This window comes from Streptomyces xiamenensis, from assembly GCF_000993785.3.
Lineage (GTDB): Bacteria > Actinomycetota > Actinomycetes > Streptomycetales > Streptomycetaceae > Streptomyces > Streptomyces xiamenensis.
Window position 1 is genome coordinate 5218248 of the sequence record NZ_CP009922.3, and the last position, 25755, is coordinate 5244002.

Below are 25755 nucleotides of genomic sequence, written 5' to 3' on the forward strand. Positions count from 1 at the left end.
CAGGAGGAGCGAGATGACGGGCACGGCACGCCGTACCGCGGTGGTGGGGGCGGGGGTCTCCGGACTCACCGCCGCCCATGTGCTCAGCAAACGGGACGAGGTGACGCTGTTCGAGGCGGACGGCAGGCTCGGCGGCCACGCGCACACCCACGACGTGGCGGGCCCCGGACGCATGCACGCGGTGGACTCCGGATTCATCGTCCACAACGACCGCACCTATCCGCATCTGCTGCGGCTCTTCCGCGAACTGGGCGTGAGCACGCAGGAGTCGGAGATGAGCATGTCGGTGCGGTGCGAGGGCTGCGGCCTGGAGTACGCGGGGGCCCGCGGGCCGCGCGGCCTGTTCGCCCGGCCCGGTACGGCGCTGCGCCCCGCCGCGCTGCGGATGTTCGCGGAGGTGCCGCGCTTCCACCGCCGGGCCCGCGCCGTGCTGCGCTCCACCGCCGGTGACGCCGTCACCCTGGGGGAATTCCTGAGCGCGGGCGGCTTCTCCGGCTACTTCACCGGACACTTCATGACCCCGCTGGTGTCCGCCGTGTGGTCCTGCTCCCCGGAGACCGCGCTGCGCTACCCGGCGCGCTACCTCTTCCAGTTCCTGGACCACCACGGGCTGCTGTCCGTCACCGGCTCACCGGTGTGGCGGACCGTCACCGGCGGCTCGCGCAGCTACGTGGAGCGCGCCGCCAAACGGATCAACGCCGTCCGTACCGCCACCCCGGTGCGCACCGTGCGCCGCACCGGCGGGGGCGTGGAGATCACCACCGCCGACGGCGCGGCGCACTCCTTCGACTCCGTCGTCATCGCCACCCACGCCGACCAGGCGCTGCGCCTCCTCGCCGACCCGACCGACGCCGAACGCGAGGCGCTGGGCGCCTTCACCTACTCCCGCAACGCCACGGTGCTGCACACCGACACCTCGGTCCTGCCGCGCAGCCGGGCGGCGTCGGCCTCCTGGAACTATCTGCTGCCCGGCTGCCGGGCCCGACCGGAGCGGGTGACGGTCAGCTACGACATGACCCGGTTGCAGCGCCTGCCGCAGCAGCCGGGAGAGGAACGCTACGTCGTGTCGCTGAACGCCGAGGACCGGATCGACCCCGGCCGGATTCTCGCCGGCATGGTGTACGAACACCCCGTCTACACCCCCGAGTCGGTCTCCGCGCAGCTGCGGCTGCCCGCGCTGAGCGGGCCGGTCACCGCCTACGCCGGCGCGTACCACGGCTGGGGCTTCCACGAGGACGGCTGCCGGTCGGGCGTGCTGGCCGCCGCCGCGCAGGGGGTGTCCTGGTGAGCGACGGCCCGGCGGGCGAGGCACCGCCGGTACCCGCCCTGTACCGGTGCGAGATCCGTCATGCCCGGCGTTCCCCGCTGCGGCACACGCTGCGGCACCGCACCTATCTGTGGCTGATCGACCCGGCGGCCGTGCCGGTCCCGCCCCGCGGGCTGCGGGCTCTGGCACGCTTCGACCCGCGGGACCACTTCGACGGGACGGCCCCCAGCATCGCTGCCGGCCTGGAGCGCTTTCTGACGGACCAGGGGGAGCCGCTGCCCGGCGGCCCCACGCTGATGCTCGCCCACGCCAGGGTGTTCGGCTACGTGTTCAACCCGCTGACGCTCTACTGGTGCCATCACCGCGACGGCTCCCTGGCCTGCGTCGTCGCCGAGGTCCACAACACCTACGGGAAGCGGCACGCCTACCTGCTGCACCCCGACGGCGCCGGGCGGGCGGTGACGGACAAGAGCCTCGCCGTCTCGCCGTTCTTCACGGTCGCCGGACGGTACCGGATGCGGCTGCCGGTGCCCGGCGACCGGCTGCGGCTGACCGTCACCCTCGATCAGCCCGGCGAGAAGCCGTTCACCGCCGCCGTCACCGGTATCCGGCGGCCCGCCGGCGCCCGGGGCTGCTGCGCGCCGCCACCCGGCACCCGTGGTCCACCCTCGCCGTCTCCGCCGCCATCCGTGCCCACGGCATCACCCTGTACCTGCGCGGGCTGCGGGTACGCCGGCACGACCCCGTCCCCGAGCGGCACGACCCCGTACCGGAGCGATCCCACGCGTCCGGCCCGCCGGACGGCCCCGCCTCCGGCGGCAGCACGGCCGGGCACCGCACCGGCCCGCCCCACGCCCACACCCACGACCCCGACCCCCGCCGTCCCCAGCGAGGCAGCACATGAACCGGCTCACCCCCTCCCACCCCCTGCCCGTCGATCCCGTCACCTGGCCGGACGTCGCCGCCGTGCCCGCCGCCTCCCGGCCGCGCGTCGCGGTCACCGAACGACTGGTACGGCGCGCCGTCTCCCGACTGCCGCTGCGCGTCGTCACCCCGGACGGCCCGCTGCCGGGGCCTGGCGGCCCGCGCATCGAGATCCACGACCCCGTGGCGTTCCACCGGCGCCTGGGCACCAGCGGCACCATCGGCTTCGGCGAGTCCTACCTCGCCGGCGAGTGGGACGCCCCCGACCTGGTCGCCGCGCTCACCGTGGTGGCCGGCCACGCCGGCGCCCTGATCCCGGCGCCGCTCCAGCGGCTGCGCGGCTGGTGGGCCCCGCCCCAGCCGGCCTCGCAGCACAACGCACCCGACGACGCGCGCGAGAACATCCGCCGTCACTACGACCTGTCCAACGACCTCTTCGCCCTCTTCCTCGACCCCACCCTCACCTACTCCTCGGCCGTCTTCCGCACTCTGCCCGCCCGCTGGGACCAGCTGGAGCAGGCCCAGCACCGCAAGATCGACCGACTGCTGGACCTGGCCGGGGCCGGACCGGGAACCCGGCTGCTGGAGATCGGCACCGGCTGGGGTGAACTGGCCGTGCGCGCCGCCCGGCGCGGCGCGCACGTCGACACCATCACGCTGTCCGCCGCCCAGCGCGATCTCGCGCTGCGCAAGGTGGCCGAGGCCGGAGTCGCCGACCGGGTGGAGATCCGGCTCCAGGACTACCGCGACCTGTCCGCCGGTCCCGGCGCGGGCTACGACGCCGTCGTCAGCGTCGAGATGATCGAGGCCGTCGGCGTACGCGGCTGGCCCGGCTACTTCCGGGCCCTGGACCGGGTGCTGGCCCCCGGCGGCCGGATCGCCCTGCAGGCCATCACCATGCCCCACGACCGGATGGTGGCCTCCCACACCACCCACACCTGGATCCAGAAGTACATCTTTCCCGGCGGGCAACTGCCCTCCACCGAGGCCATCACCGACGGCGCCGCCCGGCACGCGGGGCTGACCGTCGCCCGCCGCGAGCGCTACGGCCCGCACTACGCCGAGACCCTGCGGCTGTGGCGCGAACGCTTCACCGAACAGGCCCCGGCCGTCGAGGGGCTGGGGTTCGACGACACCTTCCGCCGCATGTGGACCTTCTATCTCGCCTACTGCGAGGCCGGATTCCGCTCCGGCTACCTCGACGTCCAGCAGTTCCAGCTCCTCAAGGGAGGCCCCCGATGACCGCCGCAGCCCGCCTCGCCCCGCTGTTGCACCAGCTCTTCGCCGGCCGGCCGCCCGTCCGGCTGCGCGCCTGGGACGGTTCGGAGACCGGGCCCGCGCACGCCCCGACAGTGGTGCTGCGCAATCGCCGGGCGCTGCGCAGACTGCTGTGGCAGCCCGGTGAACTCGGGCTCGCCGACGCCTACATCTGCGGTGATCTGGACGTGGAGGGCGACCTCGGCACATCCCTGCGCACCGTGTGGACGGCCGCCCGCGAGGATCGGCTGACCCCACCGCGGCTGACGGTGGCCGACCGGGCGAGGATGGTGAGCACCCTCGCCGCCCTGGGCGCGCTGGGCCCCCGGCCGCCCGCCCCCGCCGGAGGGGCGCGGCTGCGCGGCGTCCCGCACAGCCGCTCGCGCGACCGCCAGGCGATCGCCCACCACTACGACCTGTCCAACGACTTCTACGCCCGGCTGCTCGACCCTTCCATGGCCTACTCGTGCGGCTACTGGCGCGGCCACCCCGAGGACCGGGCGTACGGCGTCGCCGACGCCCAGCGCGACAAGCTCGAACTGATCTGCCGCAAGCTGGCGTTGCGCCCCGGGATGCGGCTGCTCGATGTCGGCTGCGGCTGGGGCTCGCTGAGCCTTTACGCCGCGCAGGAGTACAAGGCCCAGGTCACCGCCGTCACGCTCTCCGCCGAACAGGCGCGGCACGTACGGGCGGAGGTCGAGCACCGCGGGCTCACCGAGTGGGTGGACGTCCAGCTGTGCCACTACCGCGACATCCGCGGCGGCTGGTACGAGGCGGTCACCTCGATCGAGATGGGCGAACACGTCGGCGACGAGGAGTACCCGCGGTTCGCCTCCCTGCTGCACGGCATGCTGCGGCCCCACGGGCGGCTGCTGCTCCAGCAGATGTCGCGGGGGTCGCACGTGCCGGCCGGCGGACCGTTCATCGAGACCTACATCGCGCCCGACATGCACATGCGGCCGGTGGGGCAGACCGTGGGGATGCTGGAGTCCGCCGGTCTCGAGGTGCGCTCGGTGGAGGCACTGCGCGAGCACTACGTGCGCACGGTGGCCGCCTGGCTCGCCACCCTGGAGCGTGAGTGGGCCGACTTCGCCGCCCTGGTGGGTGAGCGCACCTGCCGGGTCTGGCGGCTGTATCTCACCGGCGCAGCATTGGCGTTCGAACAGCGGAGGATGGGCGTGGACCAGATTCTCGCGGTGCGTCCCGGGGACGCCGGCGGCAGCGGCATGGAGCCGACGCCCGCCGACTGGTACCGGGCGGGCGAGCGGTGAGCGGCCTTCCCTGGGCGGATCTCGCCCGCAACGCGGCGCTGTCGGCCGTCGTCCTGCTCGTCCTCATGGCGGCGACCTTCGCGGTGGCCATGGCGAAGGGCGGGCTGCACCGGGTGGTGGACAGCGCCTGGGGCCTGGGCTTCGCCGCGCTGGCCGTGGCGGGCTGGATCGCCTCCACCGGCCGGGGCGACGACGCCCACCGGCTGCTGGTGGCCGTGCTCACGGCGGTGTGGGGCCTGCGGCTGGCGGCGCACATCGCCTGGCGCGGCCGGGGGCACGGGGAGGACCCGCGCTACGCCCGGATGCTGGACAAGGCCCCCGGCAACCGGCACGTGTACGCGCTGCGCAAGGTGTACCTGCTCCAGGGGGTGCTGATCCTGCTGGTGTCGGCGCCGGTGCAGATCGCGCTGTACGCGGGGGCACCGCCGCTGCCGCTCACCGTGGCGGCCATCGCCCTGTGGGCGCTGGGGATGTTCTTCGAGGCGGTCGGGGACCGTCAGCTGGCGCGGTTCCGGGCCGATCCGGCGAACCGGGGCCGGCTGATGGACCGTGGGCTGTGGAGCTGGACCCGGCACCCCAACTACTTCGGCGACTTCGCCGTGTGGTGGGGGCTGTACCTGCTGGCCTGCTCGGGATGGACGGCGGCGCTGGTGGCGCTGCCCGCTCCGCTGGTGATGAGCGCGCTGCTGATCTTCGGCAGCGGCAAGGCCCTGCTGGAGCGGCGGATGGCGGACCGGCCCGGCTGGGCCGCGTACGCCGCCCGCACCAGCGGCTTCTTCCCCCGCCCGCCGCGCCGCCCGCGTGCCCCGGCGGACGGGTGACCGGCTGACCGAATGACCGGCTGAACCCCGCGGCCCGGTACGGCGGAAGGAGATCCACCTCCTCCGCCGTACCGGGCCGCGACCGTGCTCATTCCCTGTGCCGCGCCGTCAGGAAACGGTCCCGGGAGACGGCCAGGTCCACCAGCGGCGCGGGGTAGCCGCCGGCGCGCAGCTTCGAGGCGTCCAGCTTCCACGGCTCGTGCACCGCGGAGCCGCCCACCCCGGCCAGTTCCGGCACCCAGCGCCGCACATACGCGCCGTCCGGGTCGTAACGCCGGCCCTGCGTCACCGGGTTGAGCACCCGGTTGGGGCGGGTGTCCGTCCCGGTGCCCGCCACCCACTGCCAGTTCAGCTGGTTGTTCGCCATGTCGCCGTCCACCAGCAGCCGCAGGAAGTGCCGGGCGCCCTCGCGCCAGTCGGCGTACAGCGTCTTGGTGAGGAAGCTGCCCACCAGCAGCCGCCCCCGGTTGTGCATCCATCCCTCGTGCGCGAGCTGCCGCATCGCGGCGTCCACGATCGGGTAGCCGGTGCGGCCCTCGCGCCAGGCGGTCAGCTCCCGCTCGTCGTGCCGCCACCGGTCGCCCCGGGGCCGGTAGTCGGCCCACGACGCGTCCGGCCGGGCCGCCAGCACCTGGTGGTGGAAGTCCCGCCAGGCCAGCTGCCGTACGAACGCCTCCGCGCCCGTCCCACCGTGCCGCAGCGCCCGGTGCGTCAGTTCGGACGCCGACAGGCAGCCGAAGTGCAGGTACGGCGAGAGCCGCGAGGTGGCGTCGCCCGCCAGGTCGTCGTGCCGCTCCTCGTACGCGTCGACGTCCGAGCGCAGCCAGGCCGTCATCCGCCGGCGGCCCTCCGTTTCACCGCCGCGCGGCACGCCGGGGGAGACCCCGGTGACCGCGCCGCGCTCCGGCGGCCCCTGGCCCTTGGCCGTGTCCGGCACCCGGATCCGGCGCGGCGCGGGCAGCGGGGCGTCCCGTACGCTCTCCCGCCAGCGGCGGTGGTACGGCGTGAACACCGCGAAGTGGTCCCGCCCGGCCGGGGTGACCGCGCCCGGCGGCACCGCCGTCACGGCGCCGTCGTGCACCCGCAGCGGGCAGCGCAGTTCCTCCAGCGCGGCCCGCAGCCGCTCCTCGCGGCGCCGCGCGTACGCGCTCACCCCGGCGGACAGGTGCACCTCGCCCGCGCCGGTGTCCCGCACCACCGTGCACACCTCCTCGACCACGTCCCCCTCGCGCACCACGAGCCGGCCGCCGCGCTCGCGCAGCCCGGCGTCCAGGTCGGTGAGCGCGTCGGCCAGGAACGCGAGCCGGTTGGGCGTGGCGAAGCCGGCTCCGTCCACGCCCCGGTCACGGACGAACAGCGGCACCACCGCGTCGGCGGCGCGCTGGGCCGCATGCAGCGCGGGATGGTCGCGCAGCCGCAGATCACTGGTGAACACAACCACGGCGACATCCATCGTCCGGTCGCTCCTCGCTAGGTGGTCGGGAATTCCATGACGGCCAGCGGATCGGATGTCGGCTGCGGAGAGCCTCCGGCGGGTTCGACCGTGATGCCCATGCCGGTGGCGCCCTCCAGCGCCCCCTCCATCAGCACGGCCTCATCCGGTGACCCGGGGTCCATCAGCCCGGCGGGCCGCATCGCACCGTGATCGTCGAACCACAACTGGTACACCATGCCGTCCGGCGGGCTCGGCATTCCCGACGCCACGAACGCGGCGCGGTCGGCCTCCGCGGACACCACGACGGTGCCGGTGCCTCCGCCCGGCAGCTCTCCGGCGGCGATCCGGGCATCCGGTGCCGAGAGCACCTGGGCGAGCAGGGCCGACTGCTGCTGGGCGTGGCGGCTGTGTTCGCGGGCGTCCTGGGCCTGCTGCCACTGCCACACGGTGGTGCCGCCCAGGACGGCGGCGGCCAGCGCGGCGGCGAGCGCGAAGCCGGGCAGCACGCGCCGGGTCCGGCGGCGCAGCGCGCGCAGGGCGCCGGGCGGCGGGTCCTGCCGTACGGTGGCGATCCGCCGCATGACGTTCTCGCGCAGCTGGGGCGGCGGGGGGACGGCCACCGCGCGGGCCAGCCGGGCCGCGGTCTCCGACAGTTCCCTCACCTCCCGGGCGCAGGCTTCGCAGCGGTCCAGATGGCGGGTGAACTCCTCGCGCTCCACGGGGGGCAGCGCGTCCAGCGCGTAGGCCCCGCTGAGGGTGTGCACATCCTCGACATTCATGCCGTCACTCCCAGGCAGTCGCGCAGCCGGATCAGTCCGTCGCGCAGCCGGGTCTTCACCGTGCCCAGCGGCAGCGACAGCACTTCGGCCACCTCGCGGTAGGTCAGGCCCCGGTAGTAGGCGAGGGTCACCGACTGCCGTTGCCGTTCGGTGAGCCCGCCCATGCAGCGGCGCACCTGTTCGCGCTCCAGGCTGGCCTCGACCTGTTCGGTCACCTCGTCGTAGGCGGGGGTGTGGTCCAGCAGCGCCGCGCGGTGCTCGCGGTCGCTGGCGGCCTGCGCGGAGCGCACCCGGTCCACGGCCCTGCGGTGCGCGAGGGTCATGATCCAGGCCATCGCGGTACCGCGCTCGGGGGCGTAGGACGCGGCCCGGCGCCAGACCTCGACCAAGACCTCCTGGGTCACCTCCTCGGATTGCGCCGGGTCGCGCAGCACGCTGCGCACCAGCCCGTGGACCGGGCCGGCGACCCGGTCGTAGACGGCGCCGAAGGCGTCCTGGTCGCCCGCCGCCACCTGGGTGAGCAGCTCTCCCAGGTCGGCGGCGGGCCCGCCCGGAGCGGACAGGGGGGTGGGCACTGGCTCCATACGTGGTCTCCGGTGACAGACGGACAGGACGGGTGGCACCCGCGCCGCACGCGGGTGCCACCCGTCATTCGGAGCCGGAAGCGGCCCGGATGGGTCAGGGTTTACCGGAACGCGGCGGTCTCCGGGTCGGCGCCGACGCGGGTGTTGGTGTCCAGCGCCGCGATGGCCGCGATGTCGTCGGCGTCCAGCTCGAAGCCGAAGACGTCGATGTTCTCCTTGATCCGTGCCGGGGTCACGGACTTGGGGATGACGACGTTGCCGAGCTGGAGGTGCCAGCGCAGCACGACCTGGGCGGGGGTCCTGCCGTGCTTGGCGCCGATCTCGGCGAGCTTGGGGTCATCCAGCAGCCCCTTGCCCGAGCCCAGCGGGGAGTACGCCTCGGTGGCGATGCCCAGCTCGGCGTGCACGCCGCGCGACTCGGCCTGCGAGAAGTTCGGGTGCAGTTCGATCTGGTTGATCGCCGGCACGATGGTGCCCTCGTCGATGACCCGGCGCAGGTGCGCGGGACGGAAGTTGGAGACACCGATGGCCTTGGCCTTGCCGTCGCCGTAGATCTGCTCCATGGCCTTCCACGCCTCGACGTACTGGTCGTACATCGGGGTCGGCCAGTGGATCAGGTAGAGGTCGACGTACTCCAGGCCCAGCTTCTCCAGCGAGACGTCGATGGCGCGCAGGGCGTCGTCGTAACCGTGGTCGGAGTTCCACAGCTTGGTGGTGACGAACAGCTCCTCACGCGGCAGCCCCGAGGCGGCCAGCGCCTTGCCGGTGCCGGCCTCGTTGCGGTAGATCGCCGCGGTGTCGATGTGGCGGTAGCCCGCCTCCAGGGCGCGGCTCACGGCGTCGGTCGCCTGGTCGTCGGGGACCTGCCACACGCCGAAGCCCAGCTGCGGGATCTCTTCGCCGTTGTTCAGAGTGACATGGGGGACGCTGCTCACGTACGAATCATTCCTTCTTCTGATCGGGAACCGATCACTTGGTAGTCGTTTGCCTATCGTCCATGATCCGGCCCGGCGGCGCAGCCCTCAGTGGCGGAGGGCACAATGGCGCGAGTGCGTGCATTGACCCGGTTCATCGACCCCTTCATCCTGCTGCTGATGGCAACCGTCGGCCTGGCCGCGCTGTTCCCGGTCGGCGGCTCCGCCGCGGAAGCCGTGGACGGGGCGACCAAGATCTTCATCGGACTGCTGTTCTTCCTCTACGGAGCACGGCTGTCCACCCAGGAGGCGATGGACGGGGTACGCCACTGGCGACTCCATGTGACCATCCTGGCCTGCACGTTCCTGATCTTCCCGCTGCTCGGTCTCGCCGCCCGCGGCCTCACCCCCTGGCTGATCACCGACGACCTGTACACCGGGCTGCTGTTCCTGTGCCTGGTCCCCTCCACCGTGCAGTCCTCGATCGCCTTCACCTCCATCGCGCGCGGCAACGTGGCCGGGGCCATCGCCGCCGGGTCCTTCTCCTCGATGGCCGGGATCGTCATCACCCCGCTGCTGGCCGCCGCGTTCATCGGCGCGAGCTCGGGCTTCAGCGCCGACGCGCTGCTGTCGATCGGTGCCCAGCTGCTCCTGCCGTTCCTCGCCGGGCAACTGCTGCGCCGCTGGATCGGCGGCTTCATCGCCCGCCACCGGGTGCTGGTGAAGATCGTCGACCGCGGCTCGATCCTGGTGGTCGTCTACGCCGCGTTCAGTGAGGGCATGAACGAGGGCATCTGGTCCCAGGCCAGCTGGGGGCGGCTGCTGGCGCTGCTCGCGGTCGAGGGGGTGCTGCTGACGATCATGCTGCTGCTGACCACCCACGGCGCCGGCCGCCTGGGCTTCGGACGGGCCGACCGGATCGCCATCACCTTCGCCGGATCCAAGAAGTCACTGGCGGCCGGCCTGCCGATGGCCGGGGTGATCTTCCCCGAGCAGACGGCGCTGGCCGTGCTCCCGCTGATGCTCTTCCACCAGCTTCAGCTGCTGGTGTGCGCGTTCTTGGCCCGCCGCTGGTCGGAGGAGGACGAGTCGCCGGGAAGCACCAGCCGTTCACTCCCCGAGTAGACGTTCATCGAGGTGCCGCGCAGAAAGCCGACCAGCGTCAGCCCGGCCTCCTCCGCCAGCTCCACGGCGAGGGCGGACGGTGCGGACACCGCGGCCAGCGCCGGGATCCCGGCCATCACGGCCTTCTGCACCAGCTCGAAGGAGGCCCGCCCCGACACCAGCAGCACGGTGTCCGCCAGCGGCAGCCGCCCGGCGGTCAGCGCCCGCCCCACCACCTTGTCGACGGCGTTGTGCCGCCCCACGTCCTCCCGTACGTCCAGCAGCTCACCCGTGCCGTCGAACAGCGCGGCGGCGTGCAGCCCGCCGGTCCGGTCGAAGACCCGCTGGTGCTCGCGCAGCCGCTCGGGCAGCGCCGACAGCAGCGCCGGGGTGAGCACCGGGCCGCCGGCCAGCGGCAGCGGCCAGCGGGCCGTGGTGCGCACCGCGTCCAGCGACGCCTTGCCGCACAGCCCGCAGGAGGAGGTGGTGTACACCTTCCGCTCCAGGGACGCGTCCGGCGGCGCGACACCGTCGGCCAGCCGGACGTCCACCACGTTGTACGTGTTCGAGCCGTCCGCGGTGGCCCCGGCGCAGTAGGCGACGCGCGTGACCTCGTCGGCCGCCGCCACCACGCCCTCGCTCACGAGAAAACCGGTGGCCAGGGCGAAGTCGTCGCCCGGCGTGCGCATGGTGATGGCCAGCGGACGCCCGTTGACCCGGATCTCCACTGGCTCCTCGCCGACCAGGGTGTCGGGGCGCTCACTGACCGCCCCGTCCCGGATCCGCACCACCCGCCGCCGCTCCGTGACCCGTCCCATACGGCCATCATGCCGCATCGGGCACCACCTCGACGATGCGCGGACCGGACCCCGCCGCGTGCCGCGGTTCCCGGCGAAGCCGCGCCCGGCGGGCGACGGGCCCGTTCCGCCGACGCGCGCCACCGCCCGCCGCGGAAGCGCCCGATTCCCCTTCCACCAGGGCGTGTTGGGATCACACAGCCCATGGCCTTAACCTAGCGCGAGCAACCCACTGCTCTGCGTGAAATGGATCTGCCCATGACCGGCGCCACCACGGGTCCGCTCCGCACCGTCGTCCCCGCTCCGTATCGCGCACCCACCGCACCCGGGCTCCCCGACTCCCGGGCGCTGACCGCCCTGCTGCTGCGGGACGGCCCGGGGAACCCCCACGCGTTCTGGCGCGGCCTGCTGCGCGACGAGCGTCTGCACCACCATCCGCGACTGCGGCGGGAGGAACGCCACCGGGAGACCTACGACCGGCTGCGCCTGGTCAACGAGCGCCACGGGGACGCCATCGCGCTCGCCCTGGACCCGCGCGGGCTGGCCGCCGCCCACGAGTGGCTGGCCGTGGCGGACGGCGCACTGGCGACGGTGGCCGGCATCCACTACAACCTGTTCCTCGGCAGCCTGCTGGACGATGACCGCTCCGCCTCCCGGGACCTGCGGGACATCACGGCCATGGACCGTGTCGGAACGTTTCTGTGCACCGAGTACGACCACGGGAACGACGCCGCCGCGCTGCGCACCACCGCCCGCCACGACCCCAGGTCACGCGGCTTCGTGCTGCACACCCCGGACCGGGGCGCGCGCAAGTACATGCCCAACACCGGCCCCGCGGGCGGCCCCAAGAGCGCCGTGGTCGCCGCACGGCTGCTGGTCGCCGGTGAGGATCACGGTGTCTTCCTCTTCCTCACCCCGCTCTCGGACGCCGACGGCCCGCTGCCCGGCATCCGGATCGAGGAACTCCCCGACCGCGTCGGCAGCCCGGTCGACCACTGCGCCACCACCTTCGACGGCGTGCGGCTGCCGTACACCGCGCTCCTCCAGGGCGCCCACGGCACGCTCACCCCCGACGGCCGGTTCGACAGCGCCGTACGCAGCCCGCGCCGGCGCTTCCTGTCGGCCATCGGCCGGGTGACCACCGGCAAGCTGTGCATGAGCGCCGCCACCCTCGGCGGCGCGCGGGCCGCGCTGGCCATCGCGATCCGCCACGCCCACCAGCGCCACATCTCCGCGCCGGCGGCCGGCCGCCGGGTGCCCCTGGCGGCGCACCGCAGCCACACCGGGCGGCTGCTGGAGGCGGTGGCGCACGCCTTCGCCATGACGTTCCTGCACCGCCGGACGACCGCAGTCGCGATCGACGCGCCCGAGGCGGAACGGGCCGAGGCGGAGCGGGAGGCGGCCATCGCCAAGGGCTGGATCACCTGGCAGGCGCGGCAGGTCATCACCGAGGCCCGCGAACGCTGCGGCGCCCGGGGGCTGTTCCCCGTGAACGGGCTGGCCGAGCACGCGGCCAACACGGAGGGGGCGATCACCGCCGAGGGCGACAATCTGGCGATCTGGTGCAAGGCCGGGGCCGAGTTGCTGTTCGCGCCCACCCCCTCCGTCCTCCCGGCCGCCCCGCCCGGCACGAGCGACGTGGCGGATCCGGACGCGCTGCGGGCGCTGCTGGCGGCGGTGGAGACGTGCTGGCACGAGCGGGCCCGCGCCGATCTGCGGTCGGGGCCGCGCGGCGATTCACTGGCCCGCTGGAACGGCGCCTCGGGGGCCGTCCTCGAACTCGTCGCGCTGCACGCCGCCGGCCGCGCGGCGGACGCCTTCGCCGCGGCGGAGGCCACCGTCGGGCACGGCCCGACCCGGGCCGTACTGAGCGATCTGCGCCGCCTGTTCCTGCTGCGGACCCTCGCGGGCCGCACGGGGGAGTTGCTGGCGGACGGCCACCTGAGGGCGGATCAGGTACGGGATGTCCCGGCCGCCGTGGAGCGGACGATCGCCCGGCTCGCCCCACATCTGGCGTGTCTGGGAGACGCGTTCGGGCTGCCGGAGGAGTATCTGGCCTCGCTCCCGATGCTGTCGGAACCCTGAGGAGCGGCCCGCTGCCCCCACCGTCCGGCCGCCCCGCCGTCCAGCCCGGTGGGGGCGGCGGGGGACGGCAGGGGTCCCGGGAGGACGCAGGATTCGCGGATCCGGAGGGGCGGCGTCGGAAAACTTTCAGGGCTCCCACCCCCTTACCTTCCGGAAGAATCCCGGAAATTATCGCGGACATGACGAGCCGCCGTGCGTTTCTGAGCCTGCTTCCGCTGACCGCGGCGACAGCCGCCGCCGTGCCCGCCGCCACCCCCGCCCAGGCCACCGGGCGCAGGAGCTCCACCTTCATCGCCTCGACTTGGCAGCCGGGCTCCCTCACCCTGGCCGCGAGCGGCACAGCGGCGCCGCTGGTGGTGAGTTCCGCCGACCATCCCGGCGTGCTGCGCGTCACCGGCGACCTGCGGGACGACATCGAACGGGTCACCGGCGTCGCACCCGCCGTCCACCATCACCACCACCACGACGGCCTCCCCGCCACGGCCGCCCGTGAGATCGTCATCATCGGCACCATCGGCCGCAGCCCCTTCGTCGACCGGCTGATCGCCGGTGGCCGGCTCGACGTCAGCGGTATCGAGGGCCGCTGGGAGACCAGCCTCCAGCAGATCGTCGACGACCCGGCCCCCGGCGTGGACCGCGCCCTGGTCATCGCGGGCAGCGACCAGCGCGGCACCATCTACGGCGTGTACGAGACCTCCCGCCAGCTCGGCGTCTCCCCCTGGTACTGGTGGAACGACGTCCCCGCCCGGCGCCGCGAGCGCGCGTACGTCCTGCCCGGCCGGCACACCCAGGGCACCCCGGCCGTGAAGTACCGGGGCTTCTTCATCAACGACGAGAACCCTGCCCTGGGCACCTGGGCCCCGCGGCACTTCGGCCCTGGACACGCGCCCGGCCACCCGGGCGGCTTCACCAGCGCCCTCTACGCCCGCGTCTTCGAGGTCATGCTCCGCCTGAAGGCCAACTACCTGTGGCCGGCCGTGTGGGGCCGGGCCTTCGCCGAGGACGACCCGGCGAACCACGCCACCGCCAAGGAGTACGGCATCGTCATGGGCACCTCCCACGAGGGGCCGATGATGCGCGGCATCGAGGAGTGGAACCGGCACGCCGGCGGCGGCACCGACCCGTACGGCGGCAACGGGGAGTGGAGCTACCGCCGCAACCGCGAAGCGGTCGAACGCTACTGGGCGGACGGCATCCGCCGCATGAAGGAGGAGGACTTCGAGGGCGTGGTCACCCTCGGCATGCGGGGCAACGGCGACGTCAGCCTGCCGGACGGCGACGGCATCGAGCTGATGGAATCCATCCTGGCCGCGCAGCGCGACATCCTGAAGGACGCCGGCCACCTGGACGTCCCGCAGGTCCAGACCCTGTACAAGGAAGTGCAGCGCTACTGGGACCAGGGCCTGCGCCCACCGGACGACGTCACGGTCATCTTCTGCGACGACAACTGGGGCAACCTGCGCAAGCTCCCCGACCAGAGCCTCCCCGAACGCTCCGGCGGCTACGGCCTGTACTACCACTTCGACTACGTCGGCGTCGGCCGCAACTACAAGTGGGTCGACACCGTCAACCTCGCCTCCACCTGGGAACAGCTGCACCTGGCCCACCAGTACGGCGTCGACCGCCTGTGGGTGGTCAACTGCGGCGACATGAAGGCGGAGGAACTCCCGCTGCAATTCTTCCTGGACTACGCCTGGGACCCCGGTCGCTGGACCCTGGACCGGCTGGGGGAGTGGGAACGTGCCTACGCGGAGACGAACTTCGGCCCGCGCCACGCGGCGGAGATCGCCGAGGTCCTGCACACGTACGGGGTCCTCCAGTCCCGCCGCAAGCCGGAACTGCTGAACCGGCGCATCACCGTGGACCCGGACACGGGGGAGGTGTTCCACGACGACGCGGCCACCCCCTACTCACTGGAGAACTACCGCGAACTGGAACGCGTCACGGCCGAGTGGGAACACCTGGACGACCGGGCGGAACGCATCGCGCACACCCTCCCGGCCGAACAGCGCGACGCCTACTACCAGCTGGTCCAGTACCAGGTGGAGGCCACGGCGAACCTGTACGCCCTGCGCGCCGCCCAGTTCACCGGCTTGCTCTACGCCCGACAGGGGCGGGCCGCCACCAACGCGCTGGCGGACGCGGCCGAGGCCCGGTTCGCGGACGACCGCGCGATGTCGGATTACTACAACACCACGCTGGCCGACGGGAAGTGGAGCGGGTTCCAGACCCAGCCGAAGATCGGCTACGGGGACGTGGAGCGGTACGGCCCCGACGCCGGCTGGCAGCAGCCCCAGACCCCCGACCACCAGGCGCTGCCGGACGCCATCCACCCCGCTCCGCGCCGCATCGACGTGCCGGAACGAGCTGAGCTGGGGGTGGCCGTGGACGGCTCGACCGCGTGGTGGCCGGATACGAAGGAACCACTGGTCCTCCCGGAGTTCTCCCCGTACCAGACCGCCCCCGAGCAGTACATCGAGATCTTCAACCGGGGACAGCGGCCCTTCTCCTGCACGGTGACGCCGTCCGAGAAGTGGCTGAAGGTCTCCCACTCCGGCGTGCCGGTGGGCGACCAGCTGCGGGTCACGGTGACGGTCGACTGGGCGAAGGCGCCCCGCGGCCGGACGCGGGCCTCGATCACGGTGCGTGGCCCGAACGGCGCGAAGGCCCGCGTCCTGGCCCCCGTCCACCGGCCGGAGGTCAACCGGCACGAGCTGAAGGGCTTCATCGAGGCGGGCGGCTACGTGGCCATGGAGGCCGACCACCACACCCGCGCGGTGGGCGCGGGCGGCGTCCGCTGGCACCGCCTGCCGGACGCGGGCCGCACCGGTGCCGCGATGACCCCCTTCCCGGTGACCGCCGCCCGCTTCGCCCCGGGCGCCGGGCCGTGCCTGGAGTACGACCTGACGCTGTTCAGTGCGGGGCGGCTGCGACTGTGGGTGTACGCCTCCCCGAGGAACAACGTCCTGCCGACGGACGGCCTGACGTACGCGGTCTCCTTCGACGACCAGCCGCCGCAGGAGGTGAACATCACGACCGCCACGGGCGCCGACGACACGGCGATGAACAAGCAGTGGGAGCGCAACACCTCGGACAACATCAACCTGACGGCGACCGACCACACCCTCATGACCGCCGGCCGCCACACCCTGAAGCTGTGGATGGTGGACCCCACGATGGTCGTCCAGAAACTGGTGGCGGACACCGGCGGCCTCCGCCCCAGCTACCTCGGCCCTCCCGAGAGCCTGCGCCTGCGCTGACTCAGGCGGCCCAGCGGCGCGGGATGTCCAGCAGAGTTGCCCAGGTCCGGGTCCCGGCCCCGGGGCGCTCGCTGGCATCGAATCCCCACTCCCCGTGATGACGCCGCACGAGTCGCCCGGTCTCCAGCAGACCGTCCCGGCGCAGATCGTCGCAGCCGTGACAGGCATGCGGGTCGTACACATCAACCCGCAACGTGTTCTCTTTCTGGTACAGCGTCAGATGCACCTCCTGTCCCTCCCGGGCGAAGCGGCAGGCGTAGGTGGTGAGAGCCCGCACCAGCTCCAGGCCGGGCTCCGCCAACGAGTAGATCTGGTGTACGTCAAAGACAAGTTCGGCTGTCTCATGCGCGATGACGGGGGTCGAGGGGCAGGCCGGAAGGCTGAATCCGTAGGCGAGATTCCCTGGATGAGGTTCGGCTCCGCCCGCTCCCACCGGCGGGCAGAAGCCGGTCGGCGGTACGGGGACGAGGCGAGCAAGCCGGTCGGTTTCGGACATGGCAACTCCGCTCTTGCACATGGCTCGTTGAAGGAGGTGGCACGAATAGCCACAGGGGCGTGCTCGCACGGGATCCGGATCTTGCCGAGCGAGAGCAGCGCGTTACCCAACGTAGGGTATGGTCGGGTCATCCGCCACTGAAAGGTGGTAATTAACACGAACGGGTGGGCGTCCCGGCCACCGAAGAGCAGACTGGCGCCGACATCGGCTGAGGGAACGAGAGATGCCACCACGGAGCACTCCCACCGAACGTCAGAAGCGACTCGGTGCGGAGCTACGGAAGATGCGTACCGACGCGGGCGAGACCACGGAGTTCGCGGCCCGGCTGCTCGGACTGGAGCGGACCAGGATCGCCAACATCGAGTCCGGAGTCCGCGTCATCACACCGGAACGGGTCCGCACCCTGGCGTGTAACTACGACTGCCGGGACGAGGCGTACATCAACGCGCTGGCGGCGATGGCCGAGCCGCGTCCGAAGGACTGGTGGGAGACCTTCCGGGGACAACTGCCGGCGGGACTCCTGGACATCGCCGAGTGCGAATGGCACTCCACCGTCATCCGCACCGGATCCTTCCTTCATGTACCCGGGCTGCTCCAGACCGACGGCTATGTGCGCGCCGTCGGCAACGCGGCGCTGCCTCCGCTGTCGCCCCACGAGGTGGAGCTCCGTGTGGCAATGCGGATGCAGCGACAGCAGGTACTTCACCGCGAACCTCCCATCGCTTACACCGCCTACATCCACGAGGCGGCTCTGCGTATCGAGTTCGGGGGAGTGAAGAGCATGCGCACCCAACTGGAGCACCTGTGTGAAGTGGGGCAGCTGGACAACGTGGAGATCCGGGTCCTGCCGTTCTCCTCCGGAGCCTTCCCAGGGGCTGGACAGGCCATCTGCGATATTCGAGGTGTTGTTCCTCAGCTCGATACCGTCCAGTTGGACACGGCCCATGGTCCTGCGTTCACCCACGCGCCGTCCCAACTCGACAAGTACCGCTCGCAACTCGACTGGATGCACAGCGTTTCCCTCGGTCCCAGCGCATCGCGGGACTTCATCTCCGCTTTGACCGGCTGACAGGAGAAGAGATGTCTGACATTGCTTGGGAAGAGCCCTTCTGCGCCGAGAGCTCGAACTGCTTCCGCCTGGGCACGGACGGCGCGGGCAACGCCTACATAGCGGTCGCCGGGCAGGAGCACCTGTCCATCTCGGATTCCCGCGAGGCCCTCGCCACGATGATCCGGGAGATCAAGGCCGGCAAGGCCGACCACCTGTTGTGAACGCAGCGGGCGGCAGCGGGCTCCGCTGTCGCCCGCGTACCGGTGCGGGCCGGAGGGGGCGAGGCTGGTGTTCAGGGTCAGTGCACAGGAGAATGGGGCTTCATGTCCGACCAGCAGCCAGCCCCGCACCCCGACCCGATGACCGCCGCGCCCGTGGCGTACGTGGCATCGCGGGCCGGGGGAGTCAGCGACGCCTACCGGCGGTGGGCGGGCATCCTCCTCGGCCTCGCCATCGCCCTCGGCGCCCTGATGGTGGTCGCGTTCCTGGTGAGCGTCGTCCTGCTCCTGGTGGCGGACCGGGACACGGGGACCGCGGCCTACGGGTACCTCGCCCTGATTCTCTGGGTCGCGATTGCCGCCGCGATGCCGCTCCTGATCGCGCTTGCCGTCCCGGGGGCCGTCATGACGCAGCGGGTGCGGCAGCAGCGGCGCGCACCGCACACCGGCGCGCCGGACGCCCGTACCGAGGGTGCTCACCCGGACGGAACCCTCACGACGGGACACACGCCCTGAGCCCTCAAGGCCAGGACCGCCGAGTGCGGGTGTGCGTCTCGGCCCCTTGCCGGATATGTGGTCGCTGCCGTTTTGCTCCTATCGCTGCTCCTCCACGACATCGGCGACCACGCAGCTGACGTTGTCGGGGCCGCCAGAGGCGTTGGCGAGGGCGATGAGTTCGCGGACGGCCTGTTCGGGTGCGCCCATTCCGGCGAGCACGTGGCGGATGTCTTGGTCCGGTACGACGGTCGACAGGCCGTCGGAGCAGAGCAGGTACCGGTCGTCCCGCCGCGCGTCGTGCAGGCGCATGTCGGGGGTGGCAGCGGCGCCCTGGCCCAGGGCCCGGGCCAGCAGCGACCGCTGAGGATGGGAGGCGGCTTCCTCCGGGCTGAGGCGTCCTTCGTCGACCATCGACTGGACCAGGGTGTGGTCGTGGGTGATCTGGAACAGTTCTCCCTCACGCAGGAGGTAGACGCGGGAGTCGCCGATGTGGACGAGGGCCAGCTGCGACCCCGTCCAGAGCATCGCGGTGAGCGTCGTGCCGGTGTCCTCGGCCGAAGTCCCGCTTCCGGCTACGGAGTGGACGGCCTGCTGGGCCTGGTCGACGACGTCTTCGAGAACGTTCAGGAGATTTCCGGCCGGGAGGCCGCCGGTCTCAAGGCGCTTGAGCGCGCCGATGGCGGCTGCGCCGGCCGGGCCTCCCCGGCTGCCGCAGCCGTCGGCGACGGCGAGCAGCCGGGGCCCGGCGTAGGCGGTGTCCTGGTTGCTCTCGCGGACCAGGCCGGTGTCGGAAAGAGCGGCGTAACGGATGGCCAGGGGCGCGGCGTTCGCGGACATGGCGGGGTCCTTTCGGGACAAGTGGTCGATGAGGAAGGTGGCCAGGTCCCGCCGTGCGGCGGTGTCGGCCTCGACCTGGGCCCAGAACGCGCGGACCTCCTGGCCCGCCGGGCCCGCGTCCAGCGCCAGACGCGTTGGATGCGGGCCAGGGGCATGTCCAGGCGCCGGAGCCAGGCGACCAGTCGGGCCTGTTCCAACTGTTCCGGTGCGTAGCGGCGGTAGCCGGTCACCGGGTCGACACGGGCGGGGGTCAGCAGACCGAGCTCGTCGTAAAGACGCAGTGCCTTCGGTGACAGCCGGGACGCCTTCGCGAACGCCCCGATGGTCAGCAACCCCATGCTCGTTCCTCCTCATACCGAGCGCGTCGCCCGGCCTCACCGATGCTGCGGGCTGCCCCAAGGTGAAGGTCAACCACGGTTTCCGCCCCCGTCCCACGGTCTCCGTACGGAGACCGACGGATCTCCTCCGCGCGTCATGCCACCTTCTGACGAGTCCTCACCCGTTGCGGCCGCTTCAGGGGCGGGCTCCGGCTCGGCGGATCCTTCGGCTTTCCGCACCACACCGCAACTACGGCCCTCGCGAACGGCGTCGAGTGGGTGGGGCCGGATCCAGCAGCCGGCCGACCACGGAGGACGCCCGCATGAGCAACGTACTGACCGTGAAGATCTCCCCGTACCTGGACAGCGGCGACCCGTCCGCGCCTGTCAAGAACGTGGTCGAGCTCACCGGCGCATCCGGCCCGGCGCAGGTCATCGCCTACGTGGAGCGCGAACTGCCGCCGGGCGGTGTACCCGCGTACCTCTCGGCGCGTCGCAGCGGCACCCGCTCGTTCGTCCTGTGGGCGGACGAGCACCGTCGGGAACGTGTGGCCACGCTGGTGACCCGGTCCGCCACCGGTGGCGTCGCGACGTTCCAGGTGCTCGGCGCGGGCGGCGAGCACCTCGGTATGTTCAAGCGGGAGAAGGCGCTGCGCGGCAGGGGACTTCGTACCCGCTGGACGGTGACGCCCGCCGGCGGCCCCGAGGTGGTCGGCTTCAAGGGCCGGATCCTGTGGTGGTGCCTGTGGTGGCTGCTGCTGCCGCTGCAAGTGATGATCCTGCTGTTCACCATCTTCGACAGCGTGGCCGGCAATGAGGGCGGCGTCGCCCGCGGCCCCCGCAGGATCAGGTGGCGTGCGGGCGGGCGGATGCCGCTGGAGTTCCGTACCCGTGGCGACAAGCTGCATCTGCACGCCCCGGAGGTGGACTGGCGGCTGGGCGCCGCGCTCATCGTCCTGCTGCGCACCTTCGGCGCCAACCCCTGGGACACCAGGAAGAAGTAACGGCAGGCCGACGCGGGCCGCCAGGACGTCGAAGTGGGAACATCTACGCCCGTGAGGGCGACCACGGGGACGTGACCTACTACAACTGCGGCGGCTGAGGAGGCCGTCCGCGCTTTCGGGTGACGAAGGCGGGCCGGGCGAGTCCGGTCGCGGCACGGCCGGCCGACTCGCCCGGGCCGGGCGCCGCCGACCCATCGGGGTGCGGGCCAATACCACCGGCCGATGGCGGACAAACGCCCCCCGGGGACATTGCCCGCAAGGCTGCCCGGGGTGGCACCGCCAGACTGCCCGGACCGGCATAGCAAATGCCCGGAACTCTCGGGCAGCATGACCGGGCACCACCTGCACGCCAATCGGCCACATGGCCATCTGACGCACACGCGCCCATTTCGGGCGCTCCCCACAGCAGGAGGTTCCCACTCATGCGTATGCGATCGGTGATCGCGGCCCTGGCGCTCAGCGGTACCGCTCTCGTGGCCGCCCCGGCCACGGCCGGGGCGGCCACCGGCCCCGAGGTGACGTGGATTCCGGACAAGATTTCGCACGAGCGCGCCGTCGAGATGTTCGAGGAGGTCGGCATCACCTGGTCGTCCGTCGGCAACTGTTCCGACCGTGAAGACCGGGCGTGTACGTCCTTCGAGGAGCTCAACTGGGATACGGCCCGGGCGGCGCAAGTCCTCAAGCTCCGCAGCGGCTGCGACATCAATATCGTCGGCGGTACGGAAAGCGGCCACCCGTCCGAGCCCTACAGCCACGGGGAGGGCTTCCGGCTGGACTACTCGTTCAACAGCTGCCTCGAAGACTTCGTGGTGGACAACTACAGGTTCATAGAGAATCGCCCCGATGACGACGTGCCCCGGTACTGGACGGGCATGGGCAACTACTTCACGCAGATGAGCGACCACTGGGAGGGGCTGTACTTCACCTGCGAAAGCTGCTGAGCCGGCCGGCGTCGTTTCCGGCCACCGAAATTCGCTGAGTCTAAGCCCACCACGTCAGCGGCGTTGCCAGCGGGCTGTACCACGAAGAGATCCCGAACTCCCCTTAGGCATGGCGGGTTGGTGTGCGTGACTGCTGGCGCGCTCACACCAAGACGCGGTGAGCGCCCAACACCCCCACGTTTCACGCGCCACGACCATGACGAGACGGTGGCCCGGCCTGCCCTGTCCCGGTTCCGGCCGGGCCCCGTACTCGTCCCGTCACCCTGACACCCCCACCTTTCCTGTGCCAGGAGGTGGTTCACGTCCATCCGACGCTCCCGCTCCGCCGCGTCCCGCGGAGCCGGCTGACTCTCGCCGACGTCCTCACCGCCGCTCACGCCCTGCTGATCGCCCCGCTCGGCGCGGGCACCGCGACCGCCGCCGGGCGCGAGGAAGTGCCCCGCATCCAGGTCGCGTTCCGGCCGATCATCGCCCCGACCGAGGAACTGGCCTGGGAGAAGGCACACCGTACGGTCGGCGCTATCCGCGCCCACCGCGTGCCGCGCCAGGCGCCCGGGAACACCGGCTCACAGCGGCTGATCGCCCTCGCCGAGCGCGGTGAGCACTTCGATCGCGCGCTGTGGACGCCGACCGCCGCCGCCACCGGCGGGGCCGGCAACTCCCATGCCCTCGTCGGCACTCCGGAGACAGTTGCCCAGGCCCTGCTGGATTATGACGACCTCGGAGTGGACATCATCTCGGCGCGGGGTTACGACCTGCTCGGCGACGCCATCGACTTCGACCGCCACGTCATCCCGATCGTCCGGGAGGGAATGGCCAAGCGCGATGCGCAGCTCGCCGTGAACTGAGGTCATGGTCCTGTGCCGGGCTGGTCCCGGCGCAGGACGCGCACCGGCGGAACGAGCGGGACGGGCGGGGTTGTTCATGAATGGTGGTGATCCGGAGGCCGGCTGTGCCACGCGCCCGGCCACGACCGGCGTCACCACCCGCGCGACCACTCCCTGCGCGGACAGCGCCACCGGCGCCATCCGGCGTCCGGCGCTCACCTCCCGCCGGCACATCGATCTGCTGCGCACCTCCAGCGCCGCGTAACCCCTCCCCGCGAGCGGCCCCTCCTACGAGTGGGCCGCTTCTTCGCATGCCCGCGCGCCCCCGAGGAGAGCCATGTCGCACACGCCGCCGGAGTTCCGGGGCCGGATCTTTTCCGACGCCCGCAGCGGTTTCCACGCCGCGCCCCACCGCTACCACCTCTACCTTTCGCTCTCCTGTCCCAGCTGTCTGCGCATCGCCATCACCCACGCACTGCTGGGGCTGACGGACACCGTCGCGCTCACCACCCTCCCCGCCGTCCCCGACGGGACCGGCGGCGGGTACGCGGCGCTGCACAGCGCGTACACCGCCACCCGGCACGGCCACACCGGCCCGGCTGTCGCGCCCGTGCTGCGCGACCGCTGGACCGGGCGGGTCGTCAGCAACCACGCGCAGCACATCCTGCGCGATCTCGCCACCCGCTTCCGGGACGGCGACGCTCCCGAGCTGTACCCGTCCGCCGCCGAGGCGGAGATCACGGAGCTGGGCGAGCTGTTCGAGGAGGGCATCAACGGGGCCGCCCAGCGGGCCGGGGAGCGGGAGGCCGGCACGGGCGCCGTCGAAGCGCTGCTGGCCGCGCTGGACCGGGTGGAGGAGCGGCTGGCCGAGCCGGGCGGCCCGTATCTGCTGGGGGAGTCGATCACCGCCGCCGACGTCCATCTGTGGGTGACGCTGGTGCAGTTGGACACGGTGCACCGCTGGCACCTGGGCGCGGACACCGTGCGGCGGATCGCCGGTCACCCATGGCTGTGGGCGTACGCACGCCGGCTGCTGGCGCTGCCCGCCTTCCGTGATCAGCTGCGGCTGGAGGAGATCCACCAGCGGCACCACTCCCGGTGCCGCGGTCTTGAGGCGGCGGGGGCGGCCGTCCAGATCATCGACTGGACGGCGGTCGAACCGGCCGGGAGTTACGTGTAGCGGGCACGGCCGGAAGGTCCGTGTACAGGCGGGCGATGTCGCGCGCGTACGCCTTCGCGACGGCCGGGCGGCGGATCCTCAGCGACGGGGTCAGCAGGCCGTTCTCCTCGGTGAAGGCGCCCTCGACGATGACGAAGGCGCGGATCGACCCGGCGGGGGAGACGGCGGAGTTGGCGGCGTCGACGGCGCGCTGCACGTGGGCCCGCACGGCGGGGTCCTCGCGCAGGGTGGCGAAGGGCGTGTCGGGCGGGTACGGGGGCCGCCGCGTGCGCAGCCAGTGCGCGAGCGCGTCGGGGTCCAGGGTGATCAGCGCCGCGACGAAGGGGCGCCGGTCGCCGATGACCAGGCAGGGGCCGAGCGGCGGATGGGCGCGCAGCCGGTTCTCCAGGAGGGCGGGGGAAACGGTTCTGCCGCCGCTGGTGACGATCAGGTCCTTCTTGCGTCCGATGATCGTGAGATAGCCGTCGGCGTCGAGTGCGCCGAGGTCACCGGTCGCCAGCCAGCCGTCCGTGGCGACGGTGGGGCCTTTGACCTCGATCTCGCCGTCGGCGGCGATCCGTACGGCGGTGCCGGGCAGCGGCTGCCCGACCGTGCCCGGGCGCGGCCCGAGCGGGGGCACGAGGGTGACCGCCGTGCCGGTCTCGGTCGGCGCGTACCCCTCGTAGACGGCGATGCCGGCGCCGAGGAAGAAGTGGGTGAGGCGGGCGTCGAGTGGTGCGCCACCGCAGAGCGCGTACCGAACCCGGCCGCCCAGCGCGGCGCGGACGCGGCGGTAGATGAGCAGATCGTAGACGGCGTGGGCCAGCCGCAGGCCAAGGCGCGGGGCGGGACCGCCGAGGCCGTACCGCAGGGTCTGCCGCCCGTATGCGACGGCCACGCGGTCGGCGCGGGCGAAGGAGGCGGCGCGGCGCACGCGTTCGGCGCTGGTGCGGGCGGTGGAGTGGATCTTCTCGAAGAGACGGGGCACACCGGCGAGGAAGGTGGGGCGGAAGGCGGCGAGGTCGGCGCGAAGTTCGGCCGGACGCACACTGGAGGCGTGGCCGATGACGATCCGCGCCGACAGGCAGGCGAGTTGGACCGTGCGGCCCAGGACGTGGGCGAGGGGGAGGAGGACGAGGGCGGTGGGGCGTCGGCGGCTGACCATGTCGAAGGCGGGCCTGAGGAGTCCGGTGAGGCTGTCGGCCTCGGCGAGCAGATTGCCGTGGCTGAGGGCACAGGGCTGGGGGCGGCCGGTGGTGCCCGAGGTGTAGACGATGGTGGCGGTGGAGCCCGGGGTGAGAGCGGTACGGCGCCGGTGCACCTCCTTGTCGCCGATGTCGGCACCCAGGCGCACCAACTCGTCGAGCCGTCCGGCGTCGAGATCGTCGTCGGTGAGCAGGAGTTCGGCGCCGCTGTCCCGGAGCATCCAGGCGGTCTGCTCGGCGGAGGCGGTGGGGTAGAGGGGAACGCTCTGCGCGCCGGCCGCCCAGATGGCGAAGTCGAGGACGGCCCACTCGTACCGGGTGCGCGCCTTGAGCGCGACCCGGTCCCCGGGCCCGACGCCGGTGGCGATCAGCCCTTTGGCGACGGCCAGTACCTCGGCGGCGAAGGCGGCGGCGGTCACATCCGTCCAGTGTCCGTCCGTCTTGCGCCGGATCACCGTGGCGGCGGGTGCCTGTTCGGCGTTGGCGAACGGGATGTCGGCGGCACTGCCCCATTCGGTGGGCGCGGTGAACGGTGCGCCGCGCACCTCCTGCACCCGCCCCGTGCCCTCCTCGCGCACCACCTCGACCACGGGCCCCGGCCCACCCTGCGCCCGTGCTCGCGCCCGCCTGAGCGCCTGCCCCTGCCCAAGCACCACGGAACCGCCTTTCGCCAACGTCCTTTCGCAGTACGGTATTACGATCAT

The 25755-nt window shown here is 72.4% G+C and carries 21 protein-coding genes and 3 pseudogenes; 16 read left to right on the forward strand and 8 right to left on the reverse strand.

The window, feature by feature from the left end:
* Nucleotides 1-13: 13 nt before the first annotated feature.
* From SXIM_RS24005 to SXIM_RS24025, 5 genes and pseudogenes are all read left to right on the forward strand, one after another.
* Entirely contained in the window at nt 14-1288 is a 1275-nt protein-coding gene (locus tag SXIM_RS24005; protein WP_030731019.1) for an NAD(P)/FAD-dependent oxidoreductase, read from the forward strand.
* Nucleotides 1285-2012, forward strand: a pseudogene (locus tag SXIM_RS24010) (DUF1365 domain-containing protein); the annotation flags it as partial. The gene SXIM_RS24005 and the pseudogene SXIM_RS24010, both read left to right, overlap by 4 nt.
* A gap of 155 nt (nt 2013-2167) precedes the next feature.
* Nucleotides 2168-3433, forward strand: a complete 1266-nt coding sequence (locus tag SXIM_RS24015) for a class I SAM-dependent methyltransferase (protein WP_030731025.1) — start codon at nt 2168-2170, stop codon at nt 3431-3433.
* Nucleotides 3430-4719 carry an SAM-dependent methyltransferase gene (locus SXIM_RS24020; RefSeq protein WP_046725104.1) on the forward strand — a complete coding sequence of 430 codons (1290 nt, stop codon included), beginning with the start codon at nt 3430-3432 and terminating at the stop codon, nt 4717-4719. The genes SXIM_RS24015 and SXIM_RS24020 overlap by 4 nt, the downstream gene beginning before the upstream one ends.
* Complete coding sequence (locus tag SXIM_RS24025; protein WP_030731031.1) at nt 4716-5540, forward strand: DUF1295 domain-containing protein; 825 nt, start codon at nt 4716-4718, stop codon at nt 5538-5540. Before SXIM_RS24020 ends, SXIM_RS24025 begins: the two co-directional genes overlap by 4 nt.
* A gap of 88 nt (nt 5541-5628) precedes the next feature.
* Here SXIM_RS24025 and SXIM_RS24030 read toward each other — a convergent pair whose 3' ends face one another.
* The 4 genes from SXIM_RS24030 to SXIM_RS24045 form a co-directional block, all read right to left on the reverse strand.
* Nucleotides 5629-6993 (reverse strand): cryptochrome/photolyase family protein, encoded by a 1365-nt coding sequence (locus SXIM_RS24030; RefSeq protein ID WP_046725105.1) that lies wholly within the window; start codon nt 6991-6993, stop codon nt 5629-5631.
* Between the two features lie 17 nt (nt 6994-7010).
* Complete coding sequence (locus tag SXIM_RS24035; protein ID WP_030731037.1) at nt 7011-7754, reverse strand: anti-sigma factor; 744 nt, start codon at nt 7752-7754, stop codon at nt 7011-7013.
* Nucleotides 7751-8338, reverse strand: a complete 588-nt coding sequence (locus SXIM_RS24040) for a sigma-70 family RNA polymerase sigma factor (RefSeq protein WP_043177249.1) — start codon at nt 8336-8338, stop codon at nt 7751-7753. Before SXIM_RS24040 ends, SXIM_RS24035 begins: the two co-directional genes overlap by 4 nt.
* A 101-nt stretch (nt 8339-8439) precedes the next feature.
* Entirely contained in the window at nt 8440-9273 is an 834-nt protein-coding gene (locus tag SXIM_RS24045; RefSeq protein WP_030731042.1) for an aldo/keto reductase, read from the reverse strand.
* A 105-nt stretch (nt 9274-9378) separates the two neighbouring features.
* Here SXIM_RS24045 and SXIM_RS24050 point away from each other — a divergent pair, with 105 nt between their 5' ends.
* On the forward strand, nt 9379-10377 hold the full coding sequence (locus SXIM_RS24050; RefSeq protein ID WP_030731045.1) for a bile acid:sodium symporter family protein: 999 nt from the start codon (nt 9379-9381) through the stop codon (nt 10375-10377).
* Here the strand turns inward: SXIM_RS24050 and fdhD are convergent.
* Entirely contained in the window at nt 10290-11174 is an 885-nt protein-coding gene (fdhD, locus tag SXIM_RS24055; RefSeq protein WP_046725106.1) for a formate dehydrogenase accessory sulfurtransferase FdhD, read from the reverse strand. The two genes, SXIM_RS24050 and fdhD, sit on opposite strands and share 88 nt — an antisense overlap.
* A gap of 237 nt (nt 11175-11411) precedes the next feature.
* Here fdhD and SXIM_RS24060 point away from each other — a divergent pair, with 237 nt between their 5' ends.
* Together SXIM_RS24060 and SXIM_RS24065 are read left to right on the forward strand one after the other, a co-directional pair.
* Nucleotides 11412-13238 (forward strand): acyl-CoA dehydrogenase family protein, encoded by a 1827-nt coding sequence (locus SXIM_RS24060; protein ID WP_174864339.1) that lies wholly within the window; start codon nt 11412-11414, stop codon nt 13236-13238.
* A gap of 179 nt (nt 13239-13417) precedes the next feature.
* Complete coding sequence (locus SXIM_RS24065) at nt 13418-16498, forward strand: glycosyl hydrolase 115 family protein (protein WP_046725107.1); 3081 nt, start codon at nt 13418-13420, stop codon at nt 16496-16498.
* Between the two features lies 1 nt (nt 16499).
* Here the strand turns inward: SXIM_RS24065 and SXIM_RS24070 are convergent, their stop codons facing one another.
* Nucleotides 16500-16994, reverse strand: coding sequence for an ATP-binding protein (locus tag SXIM_RS24070; protein ID WP_148236160.1), 495 nt, complete (start codon nt 16992-16994; stop codon nt 16500-16502).
* A 223-nt stretch (nt 16995-17217) separates the two neighbouring features.
* Here SXIM_RS24070 and SXIM_RS24075 point away from each other — a divergent pair, with 223 nt between their 5' ends.
* The 3 genes from SXIM_RS24075 to SXIM_RS24085 all read left to right on the forward strand — a co-directional run bounded on the left by SXIM_RS24075 (nt 17218) and on the right by SXIM_RS24085 (nt 18779).
* Complete coding sequence (locus SXIM_RS24075) at nt 17218-18063, forward strand: Scr1 family TA system antitoxin-like transcriptional regulator (RefSeq protein ID WP_046725108.1); 846 nt, start codon at nt 17218-17220, stop codon at nt 18061-18063.
* A gap of 11 nt (nt 18064-18074) precedes the next feature.
* Nucleotides 18075-18266, forward strand: coding sequence for a hypothetical protein (locus tag SXIM_RS24080; protein ID WP_030731063.1), 192 nt, complete (start codon nt 18075-18077; stop codon nt 18264-18266).
* A 102-nt stretch (nt 18267-18368) separates the two neighbouring features.
* Entirely contained in the window at nt 18369-18779 is a 411-nt protein-coding gene (locus SXIM_RS24085; RefSeq protein WP_052385192.1) for a hypothetical protein, read from the forward strand.
* 78 nt (nt 18780-18857) lie between these two features.
* Here the strand turns inward: SXIM_RS24085 and SXIM_RS24090 are convergent.
* Nucleotides 18858-19936, reverse strand: a pseudogene (locus SXIM_RS24090) (MerR family transcriptional regulator).
* A 302-nt stretch (nt 19937-20238) separates the two neighbouring features.
* On the opposite strand from SXIM_RS24090, the gene SXIM_RS24095 reads away from it, so the two are divergent.
* The 5 genes and pseudogenes from SXIM_RS24095 (at nt 20239) to SXIM_RS24110 (ending at nt 23867) form a co-directional block, all read left to right on the forward strand.
* The gene (locus tag SXIM_RS24095) at nt 20239-20919 is read left to right on the forward strand and encodes a hypothetical protein (protein ID WP_046725109.1); all 681 of its coding nucleotides are present in this window, start codon (nt 20239-20241) and stop codon (nt 20917-20919) included.
* A 422-nt stretch (nt 20920-21341) separates the two neighbouring features.
* Entirely contained in the window at nt 21342-21860 is a 519-nt protein-coding gene (locus tag SXIM_RS24100) for a hypothetical protein (RefSeq protein WP_030731074.1), read from the forward strand.
* Between the two features lie 410 nt (nt 21861-22270).
* Nucleotides 22271-22708: pseudogene (locus SXIM_RS24105) on the forward strand (LLM class flavin-dependent oxidoreductase); the annotation flags it as partial.
* Nucleotides 22709-22784: 76 nt separating this feature from the next.
* Nucleotides 22785-22952: a putative leader peptide gene (locus SXIM_RS27580; RefSeq protein WP_168222791.1), complete on the forward strand. Its 168-nt coding sequence runs from the start codon at nt 22785-22787 to the stop codon at nt 22950-22952.
* 72 nt (nt 22953-23024) lie between these two features.
* Nucleotides 23025-23867, forward strand: a complete 843-nt coding sequence (locus SXIM_RS24110) for a glutathione S-transferase C-terminal domain-containing protein (protein WP_030731077.1) — start codon at nt 23025-23027, stop codon at nt 23865-23867.
* On the opposite strand, the gene SXIM_RS24115 is transcribed toward SXIM_RS24110, so the two are convergent.
* Nucleotides 23824-25755 carry an AMP-dependent synthetase/ligase gene (locus SXIM_RS24115; RefSeq protein WP_046725110.1) on the reverse strand — a complete coding sequence of 644 codons (1932 nt, stop codon included), beginning with the start codon at nt 25753-25755 and terminating at the stop codon, nt 23824-23826. The genes SXIM_RS24110 and SXIM_RS24115 overlap by 44 nt on opposite strands.